Annotated in this window: 16 protein-coding genes, 1 tRNA gene and 1 pseudogene; 9 read left to right on the forward strand and 9 right to left on the reverse strand. The window is 65.2% G+C overall.

The features are described from left to right. Positions 1-57: 57 nt before the first annotated feature. The 4 genes from ABIA42_RS28025 to cpdR form a co-directional block, all read right to left on the reverse strand. Positions 58-297, reverse strand: coding sequence for a hypothetical protein (locus ABIA42_RS28025; RefSeq protein ID WP_271531780.1), 240 nt, complete (start codon positions 295-297; stop codon positions 58-60). A 14-nt stretch (positions 298-311) separates the two neighbouring features. Beyond that, positions 312-797 carry an L-2-amino-thiazoline-4-carboxylic acid hydrolase gene (locus tag ABIA42_RS28030; protein WP_370119052.1) on the reverse strand — a complete coding sequence of 162 codons (486 nt, stop codon included), beginning with the start codon at positions 795-797 and terminating at the stop codon, positions 312-314. A 238-nt stretch (positions 798-1,035) separates the two neighbouring features. Further along, positions 1,036-1,110, reverse strand: a tRNA-Val gene (locus tag ABIA42_RS28035). A 72-nt stretch (positions 1,111-1,182) separates the two neighbouring features. Continuing rightward, positions 1,183-1,542 (reverse strand): cell cycle two-component system response regulator CpdR, encoded by a 360-nt coding sequence (gene cpdR, locus ABIA42_RS28040; protein ID WP_028179810.1) that lies wholly within the window; start codon positions 1,540-1,542, stop codon positions 1,183-1,185. 351 nt (positions 1,543-1,893) lie between these two features. Here cpdR and ABIA42_RS28045 point away from each other — a divergent pair, with 351 nt between their 5' ends. After that, positions 1,894-2,784: an N-formylglutamate amidohydrolase gene (locus ABIA42_RS28045; RefSeq protein WP_271532267.1), complete on the forward strand. Its 891-nt coding sequence runs from the start codon at positions 1,894-1,896 to the stop codon at positions 2,782-2,784. A 535-nt stretch (positions 2,785-3,319) separates the two neighbouring features. Beyond that, entirely contained in the window at positions 3,320-4,102 is a 783-nt protein-coding gene (hisN, locus tag ABIA42_RS28050; RefSeq protein ID WP_271531775.1) for a histidinol-phosphatase, read from the forward strand. Between the two features lie 74 nt (positions 4,103-4,176). Here the strand turns inward: hisN and ABIA42_RS28055 are convergent, their stop codons facing one another. Then, positions 4,177-5,067 carry a LysR substrate-binding domain-containing protein gene (locus ABIA42_RS28055; RefSeq protein WP_370119048.1) on the reverse strand — a complete coding sequence of 297 codons (891 nt, stop codon included), beginning with the start codon at positions 5,065-5,067 and terminating at the stop codon, positions 4,177-4,179. Positions 5,068-5,155: 88 nt separating this feature from the next. Between ABIA42_RS28055 and ABIA42_RS28060 the strand changes: the two are divergent. Then, positions 5,156-5,909 (forward strand): annotated as a pseudogene (locus tag ABIA42_RS28060) (sulfite exporter TauE/SafE family protein). A gap of 2 nt (positions 5,910-5,911) precedes the next feature. Here the strand turns inward: ABIA42_RS28060 and ABIA42_RS28065 are convergent. Beyond that, entirely contained in the window at positions 5,912-6,292 is a 381-nt protein-coding gene (locus tag ABIA42_RS28065; RefSeq protein WP_370119042.1) for a GFA family protein, read from the reverse strand. Between the two features lie 69 nt (positions 6,293-6,361). Then, complete coding sequence (locus tag ABIA42_RS28070) at positions 6,362-6,994, reverse strand: LysE family translocator (RefSeq protein ID WP_271531768.1); 633 nt, start codon at positions 6,992-6,994, stop codon at positions 6,362-6,364. Positions 6,995-7,214: 220 nt separating this feature from the next. On the opposite strand from ABIA42_RS28070, the gene ABIA42_RS28075 reads away from it, so the two are divergent. Both ABIA42_RS28075 and ABIA42_RS28080 read left to right on the forward strand, forming a co-directional pair. Then, a complete protein-coding gene (locus tag ABIA42_RS28075) occupies positions 7,215-9,011 on the forward strand; it encodes an adenylate/guanylate cyclase domain-containing protein (RefSeq protein ID WP_370119039.1) in 1,797 nt (598 codons plus the stop codon). 184 nt (positions 9,012-9,195) lie between these two features. Then, positions 9,196-11,970 (forward strand): di-heme-cytochrome C peroxidase, encoded by a 2,775-nt coding sequence (locus tag ABIA42_RS28080; protein WP_370119036.1) that lies wholly within the window; start codon positions 9,196-9,198, stop codon positions 11,968-11,970. Positions 11,971-12,099: 129 nt separating this feature from the next. Here ABIA42_RS28080 and ABIA42_RS28085 read toward each other — a convergent pair whose 3' ends face one another. After that, the gene (locus tag ABIA42_RS28085) at positions 12,100-13,047 is read right to left on the reverse strand and encodes an alpha/beta fold hydrolase (RefSeq protein WP_370119033.1); all 948 of its coding nucleotides are present in this window, start codon (positions 13,045-13,047) and stop codon (positions 12,100-12,102) included. Positions 13,048-13,252: 205 nt separating this feature from the next. On the opposite strand from ABIA42_RS28085, the gene ABIA42_RS28090 reads away from it, so the two are divergent. Then, entirely contained in the window at positions 13,253-13,717 is a 465-nt protein-coding gene (locus ABIA42_RS28090) for an Hsp20 family protein (protein WP_370119031.1), read from the forward strand. Between the two features lie 148 nt (positions 13,718-13,865). Beyond that, a complete protein-coding gene (locus ABIA42_RS28095; RefSeq protein WP_370119028.1) occupies positions 13,866-14,636 on the forward strand; it encodes an alpha/beta fold hydrolase in 771 nt (256 codons plus the stop codon). 240 nt (positions 14,637-14,876) lie between these two features. On the opposite strand, the gene ABIA42_RS28100 is transcribed toward ABIA42_RS28095, so the two are convergent. After that, a complete protein-coding gene (locus ABIA42_RS28100) occupies positions 14,877-15,641 on the reverse strand; it encodes a hypothetical protein (RefSeq protein WP_370119026.1) in 765 nt (254 codons plus the stop codon). A gap of 490 nt (positions 15,642-16,131) precedes the next feature. Between ABIA42_RS28100 and gltB the strand changes: the two genes are divergently transcribed. Together gltB and ABIA42_RS28110 are read left to right on the forward strand one after the other, a co-directional pair. After that, positions 16,132-20,868 (forward strand): glutamate synthase large subunit, encoded by a 4,737-nt coding sequence (gene gltB, locus ABIA42_RS28105; protein ID WP_370157177.1) that lies wholly within the window; start codon positions 16,132-16,134, stop codon positions 20,866-20,868. Positions 20,869-21,023: 155 nt separating this feature from the next. Then, complete coding sequence (locus ABIA42_RS28110) at positions 21,024-22,475, forward strand: glutamate synthase subunit beta (RefSeq protein WP_370119020.1); 1,452 nt, start codon at positions 21,024-21,026, stop codon at positions 22,473-22,475. The last annotated feature ends 199 nt before the right edge of the window (positions 22,476-22,674 follow it).

Consider the following 22,674-nt stretch of genomic DNA (forward strand, 5'->3'; position numbering starts at 1 on the left):
GACGAGATCGATGATCATCTCGGCCTTCGTCACACCGGGGCCATAACCTCGGTCAGGCTACCACGCTTCCGCGCCCGGAATTTTCTTCCGCACCGCCTTCCGCTGGATCCAGATGCAGCGACGGACGGACCTGTTGGATCGGCCGACGGCGGATATCCCCCCGCCGGCCTGAAGCAGCGGCGCCACGTTTTCGCGCAAGCTCCGGCAGCGCTGGAGCTCGGCTTGCCAGTCGACGGCGGCGTCAGCGCGCGACGCGATCAGCGCCAGCATCGCCATCGCAAGACAGATCGTCCGCATCGCTCGCATTCCCTTCATCGTGATCCGCCCGCATCGCGCCTGTAGCGAAAGTCGCAATGAGAGGCGCCTTGCATGATCGTCTGCGTCCGCGTGAGCTTGATGTCGGGACCAAAACCTTCCGCTGTCGCCAAGTCCGCAGTGCAGATCAGGAGGAAGCCGAGCTCCGGCTCACCCAGCGCCTTGTAAAACTCGGCATAGGCGCACCGCTTCACGTCGAATGCGAATGCGTCATGCGTCTGCTCGATGACGTCATAGGCGAGCGCATCGTCGCGGGCGTAGGTCCTGAAGGCCGTCGCGACGGCCTTGCCGAGATCGGCTTCGTTCTTGCCGTGGTTCCTGGCTTTCCAGAACTCCTCTCCGAAGCCGCGATAGAGATCGCCGAGAGCCTTGCGCACCAGCGCATTGGCGCGCGCCGCGCCGAGTTCGGCCTGGAGCGTCTTGACCAGCGGCACCAGCACCTGCGCCTGGATTTTTGCCTGTTCGATAACGGAGATGCTCATGGGAAGGAGCCTCGCTTGCAACCGGGCGCGTAGCGTAGTCCGGAACAGCGCCCGAGAGGATACACCCCGGATTGCGCGGGGGCTGTCATCGGGCGGCGCTTTGCGCCGACCGGATGGCTTGGTCCGACTATAGAAAGATCAGATATTGGCTCGCCCGGCCGTAGCTCGCGGCGACACGCCCGCCTTCGCCCTTTGGGCTTCGGCGCGGCATCCTTCTCTCGCTATCGCGAGCGAAGGATGGTGGGCACGACAGGGATCGAACCTGTGACCCCTACCATGTCAAGGTAGTGCTCTCCCGCTGAGCTACGTGCCCTAGAGGTCATTTCATCGGTGGGGTCCCTATAACGGCTCAGGGGACCCGGCGCAAGGACGGAAGGGGGCCGATTTAGGCCGCCAGCATCTTGTTCACTTCGCTGACCAATTCGCGCAGATGCACGGGCTTGGAGAGCACCTTGGCGTTCTTGGGGGCGTCCGAATCCGAGTTCAGGGCGACCGCGGCAAAGCCGGTGATGAACATGATCTTGATGTCGGGATCGAGTTCCGAGGCGCGGCGGGCGAGCTCGATGCCGTCCATCTCCGGCATCACGATGTCAGTCAGCAGCATCTCGAACGGCTCTTCCCGCAGCCGCTGATAGGCGGCCATGCCGTTGTCATGGGACGAGACCTGGAAACCGGCGTTTTCCAGCGCCTTGACCAGGAAACGGCGCATGTCGTTGTCGTCTTCGGCGAGCAGGATTTTTGCCATGGCAGGAAACGTCGAATCCCCAGAGGATATCAGCAGAGGTCACTAAGCCCGACAGAGGGTAAATTTGGGGTGAAAATCTTTACCTTGGGCCGGCTGCGCTGCCGGCACCTTGTGAACCGGAACGGGCTCCGAATCAATCGAGCCGGATCGACTGGTCCCCACCACGATGCCCGCACGGTTAAGACATGTTCCAGCGTCCATCACATCTTTTCGCTTGGCAGAATGGTTGCGATTCCGGACAATGACGACACATAAGAGCCGTCCGACCGGCCGAATCATTGGATCCGGAGCTTTTCCGGATCGTGCGGCGCCAAGGGGGCGAAGCCTGAGTAAGGGATGAAGCTTGAGAAGATGACCCGGTTTGACGGCGACATGTCGCCAGCCTTCGAGATCTTCGAGCCCGCCGAATGGCGCGCGCCTGTCATCTTCAACTCGCCCCATTCGGGCTCGACCTATCCGGACGAATTCCTGGCGGCGTCGCGGATCGACCTGCCGACGCTGCGGCGGTCGGAAGACTCGTTCATGGACGAACTGATCGGCGATCTGAGCGACCGTGGCTTCCCGACGGTGCGGGTCAACTTTCCCCGCTCCTATGTCGACGTCAATCGCGAGCCGTATGAGCTCGACCCCCGCATGTTCAGCGGACGGCTGCCGAGCTTTGCCAATACCCGCTCGATGCGGGTCGCCGGCGGCCTCGGCACCATTCCGCGCGTGGTCGGCGACGGCCAGGAGATCTACCGCGACCGCATCCTGGTCGACGATGCGCTCGGGCGGATCGAGACGCTGTACAAGCCCTACCATCGCGCGCTGCGCCGGCTGATCAACAAGGTGCATCAGATGTTCGGCACCGTGGTGCTGGTCGACTGCCACTCGATGCCTTCGGTCGGTGTCAGCAGGGACGAGCCGCGCCGGCCCGACGTCGTGATCGGCGACCGCTACGGCACGAGCTGCACGCCGCTGCTTTCAGATCGCGTCGAGGAGACCATGACCGGCCTCGGCTATTCGATCGGCCGCAACAAGCCCTATGCCGGCGGCTTCATCACCGAGCACTACGGCAATCCCGCAAGCGGCCTGCATGCGGTACAGCTCGAGCTCAACCGCGCGATCTACATGGACGAGCGGCGGCGTGAGCGGAGCGCTCGCTTTGCGCAAGTGGCCTCCGACTTCGGCGTTCTAGCCGACGTGCTGGCCACCACCATTCCGTTCGCCGATCTCGGCCCGTTCCAGGCCGCGGCGGAATAGGCGCCGGCTCTACTTCGTACGATCATGTTGTCTGCGATTGGCGCGAACGCGTCTTCGCTTCGCTGCGCACCCGAAACAAAAAGAGGGGCAAAGAAAAAAGAGGCGCAAAGAAAAAAGGGCCGCTTCTGATGAAGAAGCGGCCCAAGTCTAGGGAGGAAACGCCCAAGGAGGGCAGCGGTAACGCCAAGCGCTACCGCACCGCAACAATATGCGACCGCGCCGCACAAAGTGCAAGGCCTTTTGAGCCATTTCCCATGCAATTCGCACATGGCTCAGTTGCTTCCAGAGAAACCCAGATTCAGTTTCTTTGATAAGGAAATTCAATGGGTTGATAGTCATTTGCATACCAACGAGGCAACTTCGGAACGAAGTTTTCAACTCAATGATCGATATTTGGCCAGCAGATGACTGGGATGAGGCAGCGCGCCTCGGCATCCAAAATACCAGGGAGCAAATCAAGTCAGCGCTGCCCGCGGGGGAGGAATTGAGCTAGGCAGGAGGCCAGCTTCATCCAACCTTCGCTTCGAGGATTCCCGTGACGGTGATCGACTTCTCCGCCTTCATCGGACGGCTCGCCACCGCCTCCGGCGAAACCATCCTGCCGTTCTTCCGCACCTCCCTGTCGATCGACGACAAGAGCAAGACCAAGGATTTCGACCCCGTGACGGAGGCCGACCGCGCCGCGGAGGCGGTGATGCGGCGGCTGATCAGGGCCAACTTCCCTCAGCACGGCATCGTCGGCGAGGAATTCGGCAATGAGCAGGACGATGCCGAGTATGTCTGGGTGCTCGACCCCATTGACGGCACCAAATCCTTCATCGGCGGCTTTCCGATCTGGGGCACGCTGATCGCGCTGCTGCACAAGGGCGCGCCGGTCTACGGCATGATGCACCAGCCCTTCATCGGCGAGCGCTTCTCCGGCGACAACGGCTCGGCCAACTACAGGGGGCCCTCCGGCGAGCGCCGGCTCCAGGTCCGCCGCTGCGCTTCGCTGTCGGAAGCCACGACCTACACCACCAGTCCCCTGCTGATGAACGAGAGCGACCGCGCCATCTTCGGCCGCATCGAGCAGGGCGCGCGGCTGTCGCGCTATGGCGGCGACTGCTATTCCTACTGCATGCTTGCCGCAGGTCATGTCGATCTCGTGATCGAGACCGAGCTGAAGCCCTACGACATCGCGGCGCTGATCCCGATCGTGACCGGCGCCGGCGGCGTCGTCACCACCTGGGAAGGCAAGCCGGCCCAGGGCGGCGGCCGCATCATCGCGGCCGGCGACGCGCGGGTTCACGACGAGGCCTTGAGGCTCTTGAACCAATAAACTCTCACACAGGCGACTCCCTGGACGAAGGAGATCAAGCGGGAGAGGGAGCGCACCGGCTGCGTGGAAGCCCCTTACATCGCCTCCGCCCTCAAGTGCTCCACCAGCATCTTGGCCGGCCGCGGCAGCGTCTTGAAGCTTCGTGCGCAGATCACGAGCCGCCGGTTGGCCCAGGCATCGCGCAAGCGGACCATGGCGAGCGGCATGGTCCTGGCGCAGCGCCGCGCGGCGGCTTCCGGCACCAGGGCAACGCCGACATCGGCGGCGACCATCTGGCAGATCGCGTCGAAATCGCGCAGGCGCGCGCGGAAATGCGGGCGCAGGCCGAGCCGCGCCGCGTGCTTCGAGATGTGCACCTGCAGCGCGGTGGCGCTGGTCAGGCCGACGAAGTCGCAGGCCCCGGCCTCCTGGAAGTCGATCTGGCGCCGGCCGGCGAACGGGCCACGGCGGGAGGTCACCAGCGTCAGGCGGTCCTCGCTGAAAACGAAGCGCTCGATATGGTCGGGCAGCGCGTGCTCGGCGGCGAAACCGAGATCGGCGGCGCCCGTCGTGATCGCCGCCGCGATGTCGGTGCTCTCGCGCTCCTCGATGTCGACGGCGACGTCGCGATGCGCGCGCAGGAAGCCGGCGAGCGCCTTGGGCAGATGCTCCGAGAGCCCCGAGGTGTTGGCGAGCAAGTGCACGCTGGCGCGCAAACCGCTGGCAAAGCCGGCAAGATCGCCGCGCATGGCGTCGATCTGGTGGATGACGAGCCTGGCATGATCGAGCAGGCTCTCGCCGGCCGCGGTCAGCTCGACGCCGCGGCGTCCGCGCTTCAGCAGCGCGACGCCGAGCGCATCCTCGAGCCCCTTGATGCGCGCGCTGGCGGAAGCCAGCGCCAGGTGCGAGCGCTCGGCACCGCCCGTGATGCTGCGCTGGTCGGCGACTGCGATGAAGAGCTGGAGGTCGACGAGGTCGAAGCGCATGCCGTGTCTCCCAGCCTTCGCCCCAGACGAAGGCTCTCTCCGTAACCTACAGATTGTGCCGGCTGGCGGCTTCGGTCAATGTGCAGACATGATCGACCCGCTTCTCATCGTGATCGCTGCCGTCTTCCTGCTTGCCGGATTCGTCAAGGGTGTGGTCGGGCTCGGCTTGCCGACGGTGTCCATGGGCCTGCTCGCGGTGAGCATGGCCCCGAGCCGCGCCATCGCCATCGTCATCGTGCCCGCCATCATCACCAACATCTGGCAGACCTTCGTCGGCCCCTATCTGCGCGACATCCTGAGGCGGCTGTGGCCGCTGATGATCGGCACCGTGGTCGGATGCTGGCTGAATGCAGGCGCGCTGACCGGGCCGCATGCGCGCTACGGCACGATCGTGCTCGGCGTGCTCCTCGTCACCTACGCCGTGATCGGGCCTGAACAAAATCCAGTTCCACGTTTCACGCCGGAACGAGAAGTGGGTCGGTGGCGTGGTCGGGGTCGTCACCGGCGTGATCTCGGCTTCGACGGGCGTGCAGGTGATTCCCTCGATGCCGTTCATGCAGGCAATCGGCATGGAAAAGGACGAGCTGGTGCAGGCGCTCGGCGTGTTCTTCACGACGGCGACGCTGGCGCTCGCGTTCAACCTGACCGCCGTCGGATTGTTGACGCCCGCGAATGTCGTGCCCGGCGCCGTGGGCCTCGCCATGGCCTTTGCCGGCATGTTCATCGGCCAGTCGGTCCGCGCGCGGATGCCGGCCGAAGCGTTTCGCCGCTGGTTCCTGATCGCGATGATCCTGCTCGGCCTCTATCTCGCCGGCAGCGCGCTGGTGAAGGAGCTGGCCTGAGGCTACGACCTGGGTGCGTAGCCGGGCACCCATTTTTCGTACTGAGGCAAATCGTCCTGAATCGTCCACCACGGCGCGCGGGACGACGTAAACACGTGAAGGCGCGGCTTGAGCTGCGGGTCGTCATCGAGCAGGCCGGCGGGAATGCTGACGGTTTCGAGATAACTCGCCTTGCCAGGCGTGAGGCAGCCGCAAGTCTTGCAGCGATAGCGGAAACTCCCCGGCGCGGATTCGTAACGCACCGCTTCGTCCTCGCCCGCGACAAAGCGAAACTTGTCCGCGTCCACATGGGCGTAGGTGGCGAATGCCGCACCGGTCAGCTTGCGGCAATTGGCGCAGTGACAATGCGTCAGCGAACGCACCGCGTTGATCTCGAAACGCACGGCGCCGCATAGACAGCTTCCACGAATCATCGAAACCCTCCGCATGCTCCAGTCATTCGTCCGAACGAGCTAACGCGTTTCCAGCATGGCGACGCGGATGCCGAGATAGATGAAGAGGCCGCCAAGCGCGCGATTGACCCAGGCGATGGCGCCCTCGGACTGCCGCAACCGGTGCGCGGCCTTGGCCGCGAACGCGGCCAGCACCAGGCACCACAGCGTCCCAGTCGAGATGAAGATCAGGCCGAGCGTCAGGAAGGCGAGCGGCTTGTGCGGCGCGTCGGCTGCGACGAATTGCGGCAGGAAGGCCAGAAAGAACAGCGCGACCTTGGGATTGAGCGCGTTGGTGAAGACGCCCTGAAGGAAGACCCGTCGCAATGAGCTCCGCACCGGCTCGTCGATCGCCGACGCCAGCGCCGGGCGCGACAACAGCATCTGGAGCCCGGTCACGACGAGGTAAGCCGCACCGACCAGCTTCAGGATCGAGAAGGCGGTCGACGAGGCCATCAGCAGGGCGGAAAGCCCGATCGCCGCGCCCGCGACATGGACAAAGCAGCCGCAACTGATGCCCAAGGCGGCCGCGGCGCCGCCCCGCCACCCCATCTGCATGCTGCGGCCGATCACATAGACCGAATCCGGCCCCGGCGTGATGTTGAGCAGCACGCCCGACAGGATGAAAAGCCCGATCTCGTGAATGCCCAGCATGCAAGGTTCCCCGCCGCCCGTCCGGGCGTGTTGGCTCCGCTTAGTGGTTCGCCCGTCCCCGTCCACCGCCGGAATCGCTTAGGATTTACCTCGAATTTGCAATGCGGATCAGGCTTCCGCTCGGCCTCATCTGCTTTATAAAGGGAGGGTTCTCGAAATGCGGGACTCGAGGCGACTGCCACGCCGTGGCCGGTCCCCTCTCCCTTGGAGCTTCGCGGATATGGAAAGACGTCTGGCCGCCATCGTCTGCGCCGATGTCGCCGGCTATTCGCGCATGATGGGCAGCGACGAGGCCGGCACCCATGCCGCCTTCAAGGCCCATCGCGCGGCGATCCATCCCATCATCCTCAATCACGGCGGCCGCGTCGTGAAGAACACCGGCGACGGCTTCCTGCTCGAGTTCCCCTCGATCGTCGGCGCCACCGAGGCCGCGATCGCGATGCAGACGCTGATGGCGGAGCGCAACCGCCATCTGCCGACCGACCGCGCCATGCAGTTCCGGATCGGCATCCACATGGGCGACGTCATCGCCGACGAGGACGAGGTCTTCGGCGACGACGTCAACATCGCCGTCCGCCTGGAATCCGTGGCGAGCCCCGGCGGCTTCGCGATCTCGGCCAAGGCCTACCGGGAGGCGAGCAAGCATCTCTCGGTGCCGCTGGTCGATGCCGGCAATCATCGCTTCAAGAACATCAAGGATGCGATCGGGGTCTGGACCTGGATGCCCGACGGCGCGCCGGCGCTTGCCCCCGAGCTCCGTGAGGCTTCGGCGCTGTCGCAGCAATATCGCACCGCGATCGTCGGCGTGCTGCCCTTCGCCAATCTCAGCGACGCCCAGGACGAGTATTTCTCCGACGGCCTCACCGAGGACTTGATCCATGCGCTGTCGCTGCAATCCTTCTATCGGGTGCTGAGCCGCAACTCGACCTTCGCCTTCAAGGGCAAGAACACGAGCACCCGCCTGATCGCGCGCGAGATCGACGCCACCTATCTGATCCAGGGCTCGGTGCGGCGCGCCGGCGCCAAGATCCGCGTCACCGCCGAGCTGATCGCGCCGGAGACCGGCGAGCAGCTCTGGACCGGCCGCTACGACCGCGACATCGGCGACCTCTTTGCGATGCAGGACGAGATCACGACGAACCTGTCTGCTGCGATCGCGACGGAGATCGTCCGTGCCGAGGCCTCGGCGCCGGCGCGGCTCTCGACCGACGTGAGCGCCTGGGATCGCTTCCTCAAGGGGCTGTCGCACTACTACCGGCAGACCAAGGAGGATCTGACCGCCGCCGTCGACCTGTTCCGCGAGGCCATCAGGCTCGATCCCAAACTGTCGATCGCACATGCCTATCTGGCCACGATCCAGATTCAGAGCATTCAGTTCGGCTGGGTCAAGGGCACGCGCGAGATGTGGGCCGAGGCGATGAACCTCGCCGAAACCAGTGTCCGGCTCGATCCGCGCTCATCCTTTGCGTTCTCGATCCTGTCCTGGGCCCATGCGATGGAGGGACATCACGAGGCGGCGCTGGACGCCGCCAAGCGCGCGGTCGCGCTCAACCCCTACGACAATGGCGCGCGCGGCGTGCTCGGCATCTGCCATTTCATGATCGGCGAGCACCGCGAGGCGATCGAGCTGTTCTCGATGGCCGCGCAACGCGACAACAGCGACCCACGCTACCAATGGGCCGCGCTGAACGCGTTCAGCCATTATCTGTTGCGCCAATATGACGCGACCCTGTCCTGGGCCCGCGAGCAGCTCTACATCAATCCGAACCACATGCAGGCGCTGGCGATCCGCGCCGCGGCGCTGGCGCAACTGGGCCGGACCGACGAGGCGAGCGAGGCCGCCGGCGTGCTCATGGGCAACTACCCGACCCTCAATGTCGATCGTCACTTGCGCAACTTCCACTGGAAGCGACCCGAGGACATCGCCCATTATCGCGAGGGATTGCTGAAGGCCGGCGTGCCGCTCGGCAAGCTGGCCCTGGTGCAGAGCGACGTCAAACGCGCCGCCGAGTCGTGAACAGCGGACCACGGATCTATTGTAGGCCGTCGGCGACCTCACGCCTGCTCTTGTCGACGACAGTGAAATCCGCCACACTTCTTCACACGCCAAAGTAGTATATTGTGCTGTCGGTTTGTTAGGACTTTCCGCGCTCTAACAGCGCGCCTGCTTTCTACGATTCGCCGCTTTCAGGATTTGGGCCATGCATCACCCCGCTTCGAAGCCGCCCTTCGATCCCTCGATTCCGGTCTCGCCGAACAATCCCTGCCCGTTCCTGCGCGGCCTTGTCGGTGAGGGTTTCGTCGACGGCGGGACCGTCCCGCTCAACACGCTGTCGCAGACCATCGCGAATGCGAGCGGTGAGACGGGGCTGAAGAAGATCTCGGCCCGCATCCAGGTCCGCGGCGTTGCGCTCATCGCCAACGGTATCGGTCACATCCTGAAGAGCATCTGGTCGGGTGCGCGGCTCGACGCGCTGCGCGGCGGTCCGCTCGACAAGCGCGGCGCCGGCTCGCGCATCCTCGGCGTCGACGGCAAGGTCGACGAGGACGAGATCGCGCGGCTCGCGCGCTTCGGCCGGACCTACACCGACCCGAACACCGGCAGCGGCGAGCCCGGCCTGAACGCCGCGGAAATCAAGACCTTCATGCGCGACAACCTCGAGCGCGCCGGCAGCGCCGCGCGCTGGTACTACCCGCTGCTGATGAAATTCGAATGGCCCATCCTCTTGAAGATCATGGGCAAGGGCAAGCAGGACGAGGAGCGTTATCTCAGCGTGGCCGAGGTGCGCACGCTGTTCGAGGAGCGCAAATTCCCCGAGCGTATCAACCAGCGGATTTTGTCGCAGCCGCTGTTGTCGGCCTGCCAGCTCCGGTTTCGCTGGGCGGTCGCGCTAACGGCGTTCGTCATCGGCCTTGGCCTCGTCGCCCTGGTGGCCGTGGCCGAATTCCCCAATCAGGTCCGCACCGTGCTGCCCCAGAAGGGCGTGCTCGTGAATCTGCTGCCGCCGCCCTTGCCAGCAGTCCCCGAAACCAAGGCGGCTTACTGGCTCGAGCAAAACTGGTCGCTGAAGGACCGCCACTGGTTTCACCATGCCAGCCAGGGCACCGCGACCTTCCCGGTGCCCTATGAGTGGTTCGTGGCGTTGGAGCAGCCGCAGCTTCATCTGTTCTCTAAGCCCGGCATGATCAAGGACAGCGCCTATCTCGAGCGCTTCGGCTTCATCCCGAGCCCGCAGACGATCCAGGCCGACACGGCGACGCTGCGCCGCTTTGGCTACGCCAATGTCTACGAGACGACACAGGTGTCGGACTGGTCGACGAGATGGACGCCGGCGGAGAACGTCGACGGCCTGCCGGTCGGCTTTGCGCGGATGACCGGTGTCCTCGACCCCGCGACGGGCCGCCGCGAAGAGGACAAGATCGGACTGACCTGCGCCGCCTGTCATACCGGCCAGATCCACTACCAGGGCGTCGATGTCCGCTTCGACGGCGGCGCGGCGATGACCGACCTGAAGAAGCTCGAGCTCGCGACCGGCCTGTCGATCGCCTACACCCTGTACGTCCCGTTCCGCTTCCAGCGCTTTGCCGATCGCGTGCTCGGCCCTGAGGCCAGCAAGGCGGACCGCGCCGCGCTCAAGCAGAAGCTCGGCGCGACCGGCAACTTCCTGATCGACTGGGCCAAGAATTACGAGAAGACGATCGAGGGCAAGAAGACCTGGGACGGCAAGCAGCAGCAGGACACGGAGGAAGGGTTCGGCCGCCTCGACGCCCTCAACCGCATCGGCAACCAGGTCTTCTCGCAGGACCTTGCGATGAGCGGCGTCAAGGGATTCGAGAAGAACCTGCACGCCCAGGACGCGCCGGTCAGCTACCCCGCGATCTGGACCGTGCCGTGGTTCAGGTTCGCCCAGTATGACGCCTCGATCGAGCAGCCGCTGATCCGCAACGCCGGCGAGGCCCTCGGCGTGACGGCGTTGCTCAACCTGTCCGACGCCTACCCGGAAGACAGGCTGTGGCGCTCCTCGGTGAACATCAGGACGCTCGGCTGGATCGAGGACATGCTGAGAGGCCCCGATCCATTCAAGGCGGCCGATCCGTCCAGCGGTCCGAAGTTCGGGGGCCTGCTCGCGCCGAAATGGCCCTCGCAGATCCTCGGCGACGCATGGAAGCTGAAGCCCGATCGCATCGAGCGCGGCCGGGCCATCTACACCGAGATGTGCTCCGGATGCCACCTGCCGGCCATCGACACCCCGGCCTTCTGGTCGTCGAAGCATTGGGAGCCGAACGGCGACAGCAAGGTGCTGAACGCGGTGACGATTCCCCTCGACGAAATCAAGACGGATCCCGAGCAGTCCCTTGTTCTCAGCAAGAGGATCGTCGACGTGCCCGGCTTCCTGAAGGTCAACACGGCCGACCTCCAGAAATGGTGGCAATGCGAGGTCCCGACCGCGAGCACTTCGCCCAACGAGATGGTCTATGCGCTCGGCCTCATGACAGTGGTCGATCTCGTCGCCCGCAAATGGATGGACGATGAGAAAATCCCCGCGGCCGAACAGGCGCAAATATGGAATCTCGCGCGCAAGAACTGTCTCAATCCGGCGCCTGATCCGCGCTATCGCGCGCGGCCCCTGAACGGCATCTGGGCCACGGCACCTTACCTGCACAACGGTTCGGTGCCTTCGCTGTACTGGTTGCTGAAACCGGCTGGCGAGCGCCCGCAAAAATTCTGCATGGGCCGCCGCGACTATGATCCTGACACCGTCGGTTTCGCAGTCACCGCCAACGACCGTTGCAAGACGGGCGAGACGGAGTTCTCTGCGACGGGATCTGACGGCAAGCCGATCCAGGGCAACAGCGTGCTCGGCCATTCCTTCGAGCTCAAGGAGGGCGAGCCGAAGCGGCCGGGCGTCATCGGCCGCATGTTCAAGGACGATGCCGAGCGCTACGATTTGATCGAGTATCTGAAGACGCTTTAACGCGACCAGAGTTCTTCGTCGTCATGGCCGGGCTTGTCCCGGCCATCCACGAACTTTTCCCCCGCACCAAGAACGTGGATGCCCGGGACAAGCCCGGGCATGACGGAGATTGCGGATGTTCCGCCCCTCTCACTTGAACAGCGGCGTGCCCGGGACGAAGGCGTCGAAGGCGGCCCAGAACTGGGAGCGGTAGCGGTCCTGCTCCTGCAGGATCTCGTGCTTGGAGCCGGCGATCACGAGATGGGCGCCGGCGCGCAGGTGATAGGCAAACTCCTCGATCGCCGCAGTCGAGACCACGGTGTCATTGGAGGCCGCCAGCATCAGGATCGGCTGGCGGATCTGGGAGGGGTAGTTCACGCGCTTGAAGGTGTGCATCGCGCGGAAGGCGGTATCGGCCCAGGCGACCGTCGGTGACGCCAGTCCGAGCGTCGGATCCTCCTCCAGGATCGCGGCATTGCGCGCATAGCGCACGGGATCGCTGGTCAGGGGATTGTTGATGAAGGGATCGAGCCCGGTGAGGCGGTCGCTGCCGCCGGGAACGTAGCGGCCGCCCTGCCCGAGCAGGCGCATCGTCTTGAGCAGCGCACGCACCGGGAACGAGGTGGTACGTCCCGGCAGGTCGATCATCGGGGCCGACAGCACCATGCGGTCGAACCAGCGCTTGCCGGCATGCGCCAGCCGCAGCATCACCGTGCCGCCCATGGAGTGGGCGAGCGCGAAGAAGGGCGGCGGGCAATCCGGGAGCACCACCTGCTGCACGAAGGTCTCGACGTCGATCTCGAAATCGGAGAAGTCGCGCACATAGCCCTTGCGCGGATCGCGCAGGCGGCGCGAGGAATGGCCCTGCCCGCGCCAATCGATCATCGCTACCGCAAAGCCGCGGTCGCGCAGGTCGCGCACGGTCTCGAAATATTTCTCGATCTGCTCGCTGCGCCCGGTGAAGACGCAGACGGTGCCCTTGCGGTTCGCCGGCGGCGCCCACCGCGCAAAGCGCAACCCGGCGCCATCGGGGGTCTTGATGGTGCCGCTGACGACGTTTTCGGGAACGGGATTGGACGGGATCGAGACCAGCGTCATAGGCGGGAAGTACTGCAAATCAGGGGGCTAAAGCGCCGAAAAGGCGCAAATGCCGCCCTCTTGAACGCCGTCTCGTTCCACCCATATCATTTTCGTGCAGGCCGCTACCAGTGTTTCGGAACCGGAACATCAGGCTGCACACAGACGAAAGCCCGGCCCGATGGCGGGCGGGTTGCCTAACAGTCGCTCAATGGAGGACTTGACCATGCGTACCTACGATCTCACCCCGTTCTATCGTTCCACCGTCGGCTTCGACCGCCTCTTCAGCCTGCTCGACCAGGCCGGTTCGGACGGCAGCCCCGGTTACCCCCCGTACAACATCGAGCGTACCGGCGAGAACGCCTACCGCATCACCGTTGCGGTCTCAGGCTTCTCCAAGGATGAGCTCTCCATCGTCGCGAAGGAAAACACGCTGACGATCAAGGGCGAGAAAGTCGCCAACGAGAACTCGAAGTCCGAAGTGCTCTACCGCGGCATCGCCGCGCGCGCCTTCGAGCGGGCCTTCCAGCTTGCCGACTTCGTGCAGGTGAAGGACGCTTCGCTCGAGAACGGGCTGCTTCACGTCGACCTCGTACGCGAGATTCCCGAGGCGAAGAAGCCGCGCCAGATCGCGATCAACGCCGGCGCCAAGGCGCAGGTGATCGAGACCTCGGCCGCGCAAGCCGCCTGAACCAAGCTACTTCCAAGTTGCGAAAGCGCCCCGGTGCCCCGGGGCGCTTTTTCGTCGTGCATTGAATCACAGAGCGGTGAAGACGAGTAACGCCGGCATCGCTCCCTCCGTCCCTTGGGCATCGAACCCAAACAAGATGGAGAAGATCATGCCACCCTGGCGCAGCCTTTTCGTCGCCGCGAGCCTTCTGGCGGCTCCCCTCGGCCTTGCTCATGCGCAGACACCTGCGACGGTGAAGGCGAAGAACGTCGTGCTGGTGCACGGCGCCTGGGCCGACGGGTCGAGCTGGTCGGAGGTGATCCCGATCCTCCAGGCTGCAGGCCTGCATGTCACCGCCGTGCAGAATCCGCTGTCGTCGCTCGCGGACTCCGTCGAGGCGACCAAGCGTGCGCTGGCCGAGCAGGACGGGCCGACCGTGCTGGTCGCGCATTCCTGGGGCGGCACTGTGATCAGCCAGATCGGCACCGACCCGAAGGTCACCGGGCTCGTCTTCGTCGCCGCCCGCGCGCCCGATGCGAACGAGGATTTCGTGGCGCTGTCGAAGCAGTTTCCGACCGGGCCCGCGCGCGCCGGCATCGTCGAGCGCGACGGCTACACCAAGCTCTCGGAAGAGGCCTTCCTGAAATACTTCGCCAATGGCGTGAAGCCGAAGCAGGCCAAGGAGCTTTATGCGGTGCAATGGCCGACGGCGGCCTCGATCTTCGCCGGCCGCACCACGGAAGCGGCGTGGCACTCCAAGCCGAGCTGGTACGCGGTGTCGAAGAACGACTACACCATCAACCCCGATTTCGAGCGCTTCCTCGCCAAGCGCATGAACGCCACAACGATCGAGCTCGACGCCGGCCACCTCTCGCTGGTGTCGCATCCGAAGGAGGTCGCGAATCTGATCCTGGACGCGGCGGGGTATCCGCGAAGCTGAGGTGATTGCGTGAATGCAAAAGGCGCCTGAGGTCTCAGGCGCCTTTCGTTTTGGCCAACTCTCTCCCCGATGTCGTCCCCGCGAAGGCGGGGACCCATAACCCCAGGGAGCGGTTTGGCGATGACTAGGACTCCGGTACTCGCACCCCATCCCCACCGATAGATCACGCGGTATGGGTCCCCGCCTTCGCGGGGACGACAGCGAGGGTGTGATGGGCACTGTCGCGTCAAACTTGCAGACCTAATCCAGCCCCTGCGCGGCGGGCATGTCCTGCGTCGGCAGGATGGTTGGGGCCGGCTTAGCTTGACCCACGGTCGGCGCGGCAGCTTGCGGGGCGGCCTCTGCCGGCTTCGCCTGCACGGCGGCGGCTTGCTGCGGGGGCTGCGCCTGCGGAGCCTGCTGCGCGACCGGCTCGGCCGGCTTCGCGGCAGTGACCGGCGTCTCGGCGCGCCGCGGGGCGGCCTTGGGCAGTGGCACGGCGCGGCTTGCCACATGCGGGATCGGTGCTGGCGGGCGCGGCGGGCCGCTGCGGATCGCGGTCGGCGGCGGCAGCGCGCTTTGCGGCCCGTAAGGTGCGACCGCGCGTTCGCCATAGGCGGGCGCCAGGCCGTAGGCGTCAGCGGCGGGCATGAAGCGGATGATCCGGCCGTCGCGGGCGTCGATCACGAGCCGTCCATCGTCGCCGCGGCGGTCGATCACCGCGATGGTGTAGACGCTGCCGCGCAGGCGCGGGATGCCGAGCGGCGAGAAGCCGTTTTCGCGCAGCACCGCATAGACCTCGGTGGCCGGCAAAAGCGCCGGGGCCGGGCCATGCTCCTCGTAGCCATAGCCGTAGCCGTAACGCGGCGGGGGCGGCGCGACCTCCGGCGGCGCATAGGGGCCGTCGAAATCCGACACCGCGATCACAGCCCCGCTCGCGATACCGCTCGCGGGAACCTGGGCATGGACCGCGCTTGCGGCCAGCACCAGCGCGGCGGCGGCCACACATCCTGTGAAAAACTTCATGGTCGAGACGCTCCTGTCAGGCCCCCCGATGGCCGCCCTCTTTCGCTTCTCGCGGCGTGGCGCGCCTTCCGAAGGGTTGATCCGAAGCTTCATTGGGGATTCCGGCGCGCGCGGGGCCGGATCAGGGCGCGTTTGCTTCAAAACCGGGGCCGCGCAACTTTTGGAAAGCGATTGATTGACATATCGGGAATCGGGACTTCCGCGCGCTTGTGTGCTAGACAAAAATTTGGCAAGGTGATGTTTAGGACAGGAAGACTGTCTCAATTTTGCGTGCGGTTCCGGCACAGGGATTGCAGCGAAAACCGGTGCTCTCGAGCGTCGGCAAGGTACCAGGCAAAGCCGTTCTCGGGGACGAAGAGCGCCTAGGCCTGAATTTAAGAAAATGCGGCTCGCAACGGACGAGCGGTGGCCCAGGAGCGGGTGCCGCGGGACACCCAAGGTGCGCCGAAGTTGGCGGTGAGGCAGCTTGCCGCATGGAGAGGACAGAGCAATGAACGGGTCGCAATTCGAGCGCGCAAACATCGTGGCAGAAGAGCTGTCGGCGACGGTCGCCTCGAAAACGACCGATCCGATTCAGGAACACAATTCGCGTCCCAAAGCCGAGGGCCTCTACGATCCGAGTTTGGAGAAGGATTCCTGCGGTGTCGGCTTCATCGCCAACATCAAGGGCAAGAAGTCGCACGAGATCGTCTCGGACGCGCTGAGCATCCTCTGCAATCTCGAGCATCGCGGCGCCGTCGGTGCCGACCCGCGCGCCGGTGACGGCGCCGGCATCCTGGTGCAGATCCCGCACGCCTTCTTCAGCCGCAAGGCCAAGGAGCTCGGCTTTGCGCTGCCGGGACCCGGCGAGTACGCCATCGGCGCGCTGTTCATGCCGCGCGACACCGCCTGGCGCAACGTCATCAAGAGCATCATCGCCGACCAGATCAAGGAGGAGGGCCTGACCCTGCTCGGCTGGCGCGACGTGCCGACCGACAATACCTCGCTCGGCGTCACCGTGAAGCCGACCGAGCCCGCCTGCATGCAGGTGTTCATCGGCCGCAACGGCACCGCCAAGACCGAGGACGAGTTCGAGCGCCGGCTCTACATCCTGCGCAAGTCGATCTCGCAGGCGATCTACCAGCGCCGCGACCGCGGCCTTGCGGGCTATTATCCCTGCTCGATGTCCTGCCGCACCGTGATCTACAAGGGCATGTTCCTCGCCGACCAGCTCGGCAAGTACTATCCCGACCTGCACGAGCAGGATTTCGAGAGCGCGCTCGCCCTCGTTCACCAGCGCTTCTCGACCAACACCTTCCCGGCCTGGTCACTGGCGCATCCCTACCGCATGATCGCGCATAACGGCGAGATCAACACGCTGCGCGGCAACGTCAACTGGATGGCCGCGCGGCAGGCCTCGGTCAGTTCCGAGCTGTACGGCAAGGACATCAACCGGCTCTGGCCGATCTCCTATGAGGGCCAGTCCGACACCGCCTGCTTCGACAACGCGCTCGAATTCCTGGTGCAGGGCGGCTACTCGCTGCCGCACGCAGTGATGATGATGATTCCGGAGGCGTGGGCCGGCAATCCCTTGATGGATGAGAAGCGCCGCGCCTTCTACGAATATCATGCCGCGCTGATGGAGCCGTGGGACGGCCCCGCCGCGATCGCATTCACCGACGGCCGCCAGATCGGCGCCACGCTCGACCGCAACGGCCTCAGGCCCGCGCGCTATCTCGTCACCAAGGACGACCGCATCGTGATGGCGTCCGAGATGGGCGTGCTGACGATCCCCGAGGACCAGATCATCACCAAGTGGCGCCTGCAGCCCGGCAAGATGCTGCTGGTCGACCTCGAGCAGGGCCGCCTGATCCCGGACGACGAGATCAAGGCCCAGCTCGCCAGGAGCCATCCTTACAAGGAGTGGCTGGAGCGGACCCAGATCGTGCTGGAGGAGCTGCCGAAGGTTGCGACCACCGGCGTGCGCTCCAACCTGTCCCTGCTCGATCGCCAGCAGGCGTTCGGCTACAGCCAGGAAGACATCACCATCCTGATGACGCCGATGGCCGCCACCGGCGAGGAAGCGGCGGGCTCGATGGGCAACGACACGCCGATCTCGGCGCTGTCGGACAAGGCCAAGCCGCTGTTCACCTACTTCAAGCAGAACTTCGCGCAGGTCACCAACCCGCCGATCGACCCGATCCGCGAGGAGCTGGTGATGAGCCTCGTCTCGATCATCGGGCCGCGGCCGAACCTGTTCGACCTGCAGGGCATGGCCACGACCAAGCGTCTCGAAGTGCGCCAGCCGATCCTGACCGATGCGGATCTGGAAAAGATCCGCTCGATCTCGGAAGTGGCCGAGTCGCATTTCAAGTCGCCGCGCACGCTGGACACCACCTTCCACGCCGGGCTCGGCGCGGCCGGCATGGACCAGGTGCTGGACGAGCTCTGCGCGCGCGCGGAAAGCGCCGTGCGCGAGGGCGTCAACATCATCATCCTGTCCGACCGAATGGTCGGCACCGACCGCGTGCCGATCCCCTCGCTGCTGGCCTGCGCCGCCGTGCATCATCACCTGATCCGCACCGGCCTGCGCACCTCGGTCGGCCTCGTCGTCGAATCCGGCGAGCCGCGCGAAGTGCACCATTTCGCCTGTCTCGCGGGCTACGGCGCCGAAGCGATCAATCCCTATCTCGCGTTCGAGACCATCATCGCGATGAAGGACCGCCTACCCGGCTCGCTCGACGACTATGAGATCGTCAAGCGCTACATCAAGTCGATCGGCAAGGGCCTGCTCAAGGTGATGTCCAAGATGGGCATCTCGACCTACCAGTCCTATTGCGGGGCGCAGATCTTCGACGCGGTCGGTCTCAAGGCCGACTTCGTCGGCAAGTTCTTCGCCGGCACGCACACCCGCGTCGAGGGCGTGGGTCTGGCCGAAATCGCGGAAGAGGCCGTGCGGCGCCATGCCGACGCGTTCGGCGAGGCGCTGGTCTACAAGAGCGCGCTCGATGTCGGCGGCGAATACGCCTATCGCAGCCGCGGCGAGGACCACGCCTGGACCGCCGAATCGGTGTCGCTGCTCCAGCACGCGGCGCGCGGCAATTCGCAGGAGCGCTATCGCGCCTTCGCGAAAATCCTCAACGAGCAGTCGGAGCGGCTGCTGACGCTGCGCGGCCTGTTCCGGATCAAGAACGCGGAAGAAGAGAAGCGCAAGCCTGTGCCGCTCGACCAGGTCGAGCCGGCCAAGGAGATCGTCAGGCGCTTCGCCACGGGCGCGATGAGCTTCGGCTCGATCTCGCGCGAGGCGCACACCACGCTCGCGATCGCCATGAACCGGATCGGCGGCAAGTCGAACACCGGCGAAGGCGGCGAGGAAGCCGACCGCTTCAAGCCGATGCCGAACGGCGATTCCATGCGCTCGGCGATCAAGCAGGTCGCCTCCGGCCGCTTCGGCGTCACCACGGAGTATCTCGTCAACTCCGACATGATGCAGATCAAGATGGCGCAGGGCGCCAAGCCCGGCGAAGGCGGCCAGCTGCCCGGCCACAAGGTCGACGCGACCATCGCCAGGGTCCGGCATTCGACGCCCGGCGTCGGCCTGATCTCGCCGCCGCCGCACCACGACATCTACTCGATCGAGGACCTGGCGCAGCTGATCTACGACCTCAAGAACGTCAACCCGACGGGCGACGTCTCGGTCAAGCTCGTCTCCGAGATCGGCGTCGGCACGGTGGCCGCGGGCGTTGCCAAGGCGCGCGCCGACCATGTCACCATCGCGGGCTTCGAGGGCGGCACCGGCGCCTCGCCGCTGACATCGATCAAGCATGCCGGCTCGCCGTGGGAGATCGGCCTCGCCGAAACCCATCAGACGCTGGTGCGCGAACGGCTGCGCAGCCGCATCGTGGTCCAGGTCGACGGTGGCTTCCGCACCGGCCGTGACGTCGTGATCGGCGCGCTCTTGGGTGCCGACGAGTTCGGCTTTGCCACTGCGCCCTTGATCGCGGCCGGCTGCATCATGATGCGCAAGTGCCATCTCAACACCTGCCCGGTCGGCGTCGCGACGCAGGACCCCGTCCTGCGCAAGCGCTTCACCGGCCAGCCCGAGCACGTGATCAACTACTTCTTCTTCGTTGCCGAGGAAGTCCGCGAGATCATGGCAAGCCTCGGCTTCCGTACCTTCAACGAGATGGTCGGCCAGGTGCAGCTGCTCGACCAGACCAAGCTGGTCGCGCACTGGAAGGCCAAGGGCCTCGATTTCTCCAAGCTGTTCGTCAAGCAGAAGGAGGAGAAGGGCCAGAAGATCTATCACTCCGAGCGCCAGAACCATCATCTGGAGGCGGTGCTCGACCGCACGCTGATCGAGCGGGCGCAGCCGGCGCTCGACCGCGGCGCACCGGTGAAGATCGAGGCTGCGATCAACAGCACCAACCGCTCCGCCGGCGCGATGCTGTCGGGCGCGGTGGCCAAGATCTACGGCCATGCCGGCCTGCCGCACGACACGATCCATGTCAGCCTCAAGGGCACCGCCGGACAGGCCTTCGGCGCGTGGCTCGCCCACGGCGTCACCTTCGAGCTCGAGGGTGAAGGCAACGACTATGTCGGCAAGGGCCTTTCGGGCGGCAAGATCATCGTCAAGCCGCCGAGGAACTCCGCGATCGTGCCGGAAGAGAGCATCATCGTCGGCAACACCGTGATGTACGGCGCGATCGAGGGCGAATGCTACTTCCGCGGCATCGCCGGCGAACGTTTTGCCGTGCGCAATTCCGGCGCCGTGGCGGTGGTCGAAGGCGCGGGCGATCATTGCTGCGAATACATGACCGGCGGCATCGTCGTCGTGCTGGGCAAGACCGGGCGCAACTTCGCGGCCGGCATGTCCGGCGGCATTGCGTACGTGCTGGACGAGAGCGGCGACTTCGACCGGCTGTGCAACATGTCGATGGTCGAGCTCGAGCCGGTGCTGTCGGAAGAGCTGATCAACGCCGGTACCTATCATCACTCCGGTGACCTCGAGGCGCATGGCCGGGTCGACGTGTTCAGGAACCTGCTCGCCTCCGACGTCGAGCGCCTGCACGTGCTGATCTCGCGCCATGCCAAGGCGACCGGCTCCAAGCGCGCCGCCGACATCCTTGCCAACTGGAAGGAATGGCTGCCCAAATTCCGCAAGGTGATGCCGGTCGAGTACCGGCGCGCGCTGCGCGAGATGGCCGCCAACGCGGACGCCGAGCCGAAAATCGCGATCGGGGCGTAGCAACAAGCCCTCATGGCGAGGAGCGCGAAGCGCGTCTCGAACCATGAGGTCACCATCTGGGCCTCTATCCTTCGAGACGCGGCGCGATAGAGCGCCGCTCCTCAGGATGAGGAGTGAGAGAACAAACGAGTTAAGCGGCAGGGACTTCGGGTTTAATGGGCAAGATCACGGGTTTTCTGGAAATCGAACGGCACGACCGCAAGTACACCCCGGTCGCCGAGCGCGTGAAGCATTACAAGGAATTCGTCGTTCCGCTGTCCGAGAAGGAAGTGCGCGACCAGGCCGCGCGCTGCATGAACTGCGGCATCCCCTATTGCCACGGCACCGGCTCGGTGGCGCCCGGCACGCCCGGCTGCCCGGTCAACAACCAGATCCCGGACTGGAACGACCTCGTTTATCAGGGCAATTGGGAAGAGGCCTCGCGCAACCTGCACTCGACCAACAATTTCCCGGAATTCACGGGGCGCATCTGCCCGGCGCCGTGCGAGGCGTCCTGCACGCTCAACATCGACGACAACCCCGTCACCATCAAGACCATCGAATGCGCGATCGTCGACCGCGCCTGGGACAATGGCTGGCTGAAGCCGGAAGTGGCGGCCGTGAAGACCGGCAAGAAGGTCGCGGTGATCGGCTCGGGCCCGGCCGGCATGGCCTGCGCCCAGCAGCTGGCGCGCGCCGGGCACGACGTCCATGTCTACGAGAAGTACGCCAAGGCCGGCGGCCTGCTGCGCTACGGCATCCCCGACTTCAAGATGGAAAAGAGCATCATCGACCGCCGTGTGGCGCAGATGGAAGCCGAAGGCGTCACCTTCCACTACAACAGCCATGTCGGCGCCGAGGGCAATGTCGATCCGCGCGAGATGCTCAACGAGTACGACGCGGTGGCGCTGACCGGCGGCGCCGAAGCTCCGCGCGACCTGCCGATCCCCGGCCGCGACCTCGCCGGCATCCACTACGCCATGGATTTCCTGCCGCAGCAGAATCGCCGCGTCTCCGAGGAGCCGCTCGGCGGCGTCCAGGAGATCTTGGCCGGCGGCAAGCATGTCGTCGTCATCGGCGGCGGCGACACCGGCTCCGACTGCATCGGCACCTCGCTGCGCCAGGGCGCGCTCTCGGTGACCCAGCTCGAGATCATGCCCGCGCCGCCCGAGCGCGAGAACAAGGGCCTGACCTGGCCGAACTGGCCGCTGAAGATGCGGACGTCCTCCAGCCAGGCCGAAGGCGCGGTTCGCGAGTTCGCCGTGCTGACGCAGAAGTTCTCGGGCGAGAACGGCAAGGTCAAGAAGCTGCACTGCGTGCACGTCGACGACAAGTTCAAGCCGATCGCCGGCACCGAGTTCGAGCTCGACGCCGACCTCGTGCTGCTCGCGATGGGCTTCATCCACCCCGTGCACGAGGGCCTGCTCAAGCTGCTCGCGGTCGACCTCGACCCGCGCGGCAACGTCAAGGCCAACACGCTCGACTACCAGACCTCGCGCCCGAACGTGTTCACCGCCGGCGACATGCGCCGCGGCCAGTCGCTGGTCGTCTGGGCGATCCGCGAGGGCCGGCTGTGCGCAAGGTCGATCGATACGTTCCTGATGGGGAAGACGGATCTGCCGCGCTGATTTTTTTACTCCGCCGCCAAATCAGCAAAAGGTGTCATCGCCCGGCTTGACCGGGCGATCCAGTATTCCAGAGGCGGTTGTAGTTGAACGATAGGCCTCGGCGTACTGGATGCCCCGGTCAAGCCGGGGCATGACAGCTGAGTGAATGGTTGGAGAGCAGGCTTCACTCCAAGACGTGCCGGAAGTGCTGCGCGTCCCA

The organism is Bradyrhizobium sp. USDA 327 (genome assembly GCF_041262065.1).
Lineage (GTDB): Bacteria > Pseudomonadota > Alphaproteobacteria > Rhizobiales > Xanthobacteraceae > Bradyrhizobium > Bradyrhizobium liaoningense.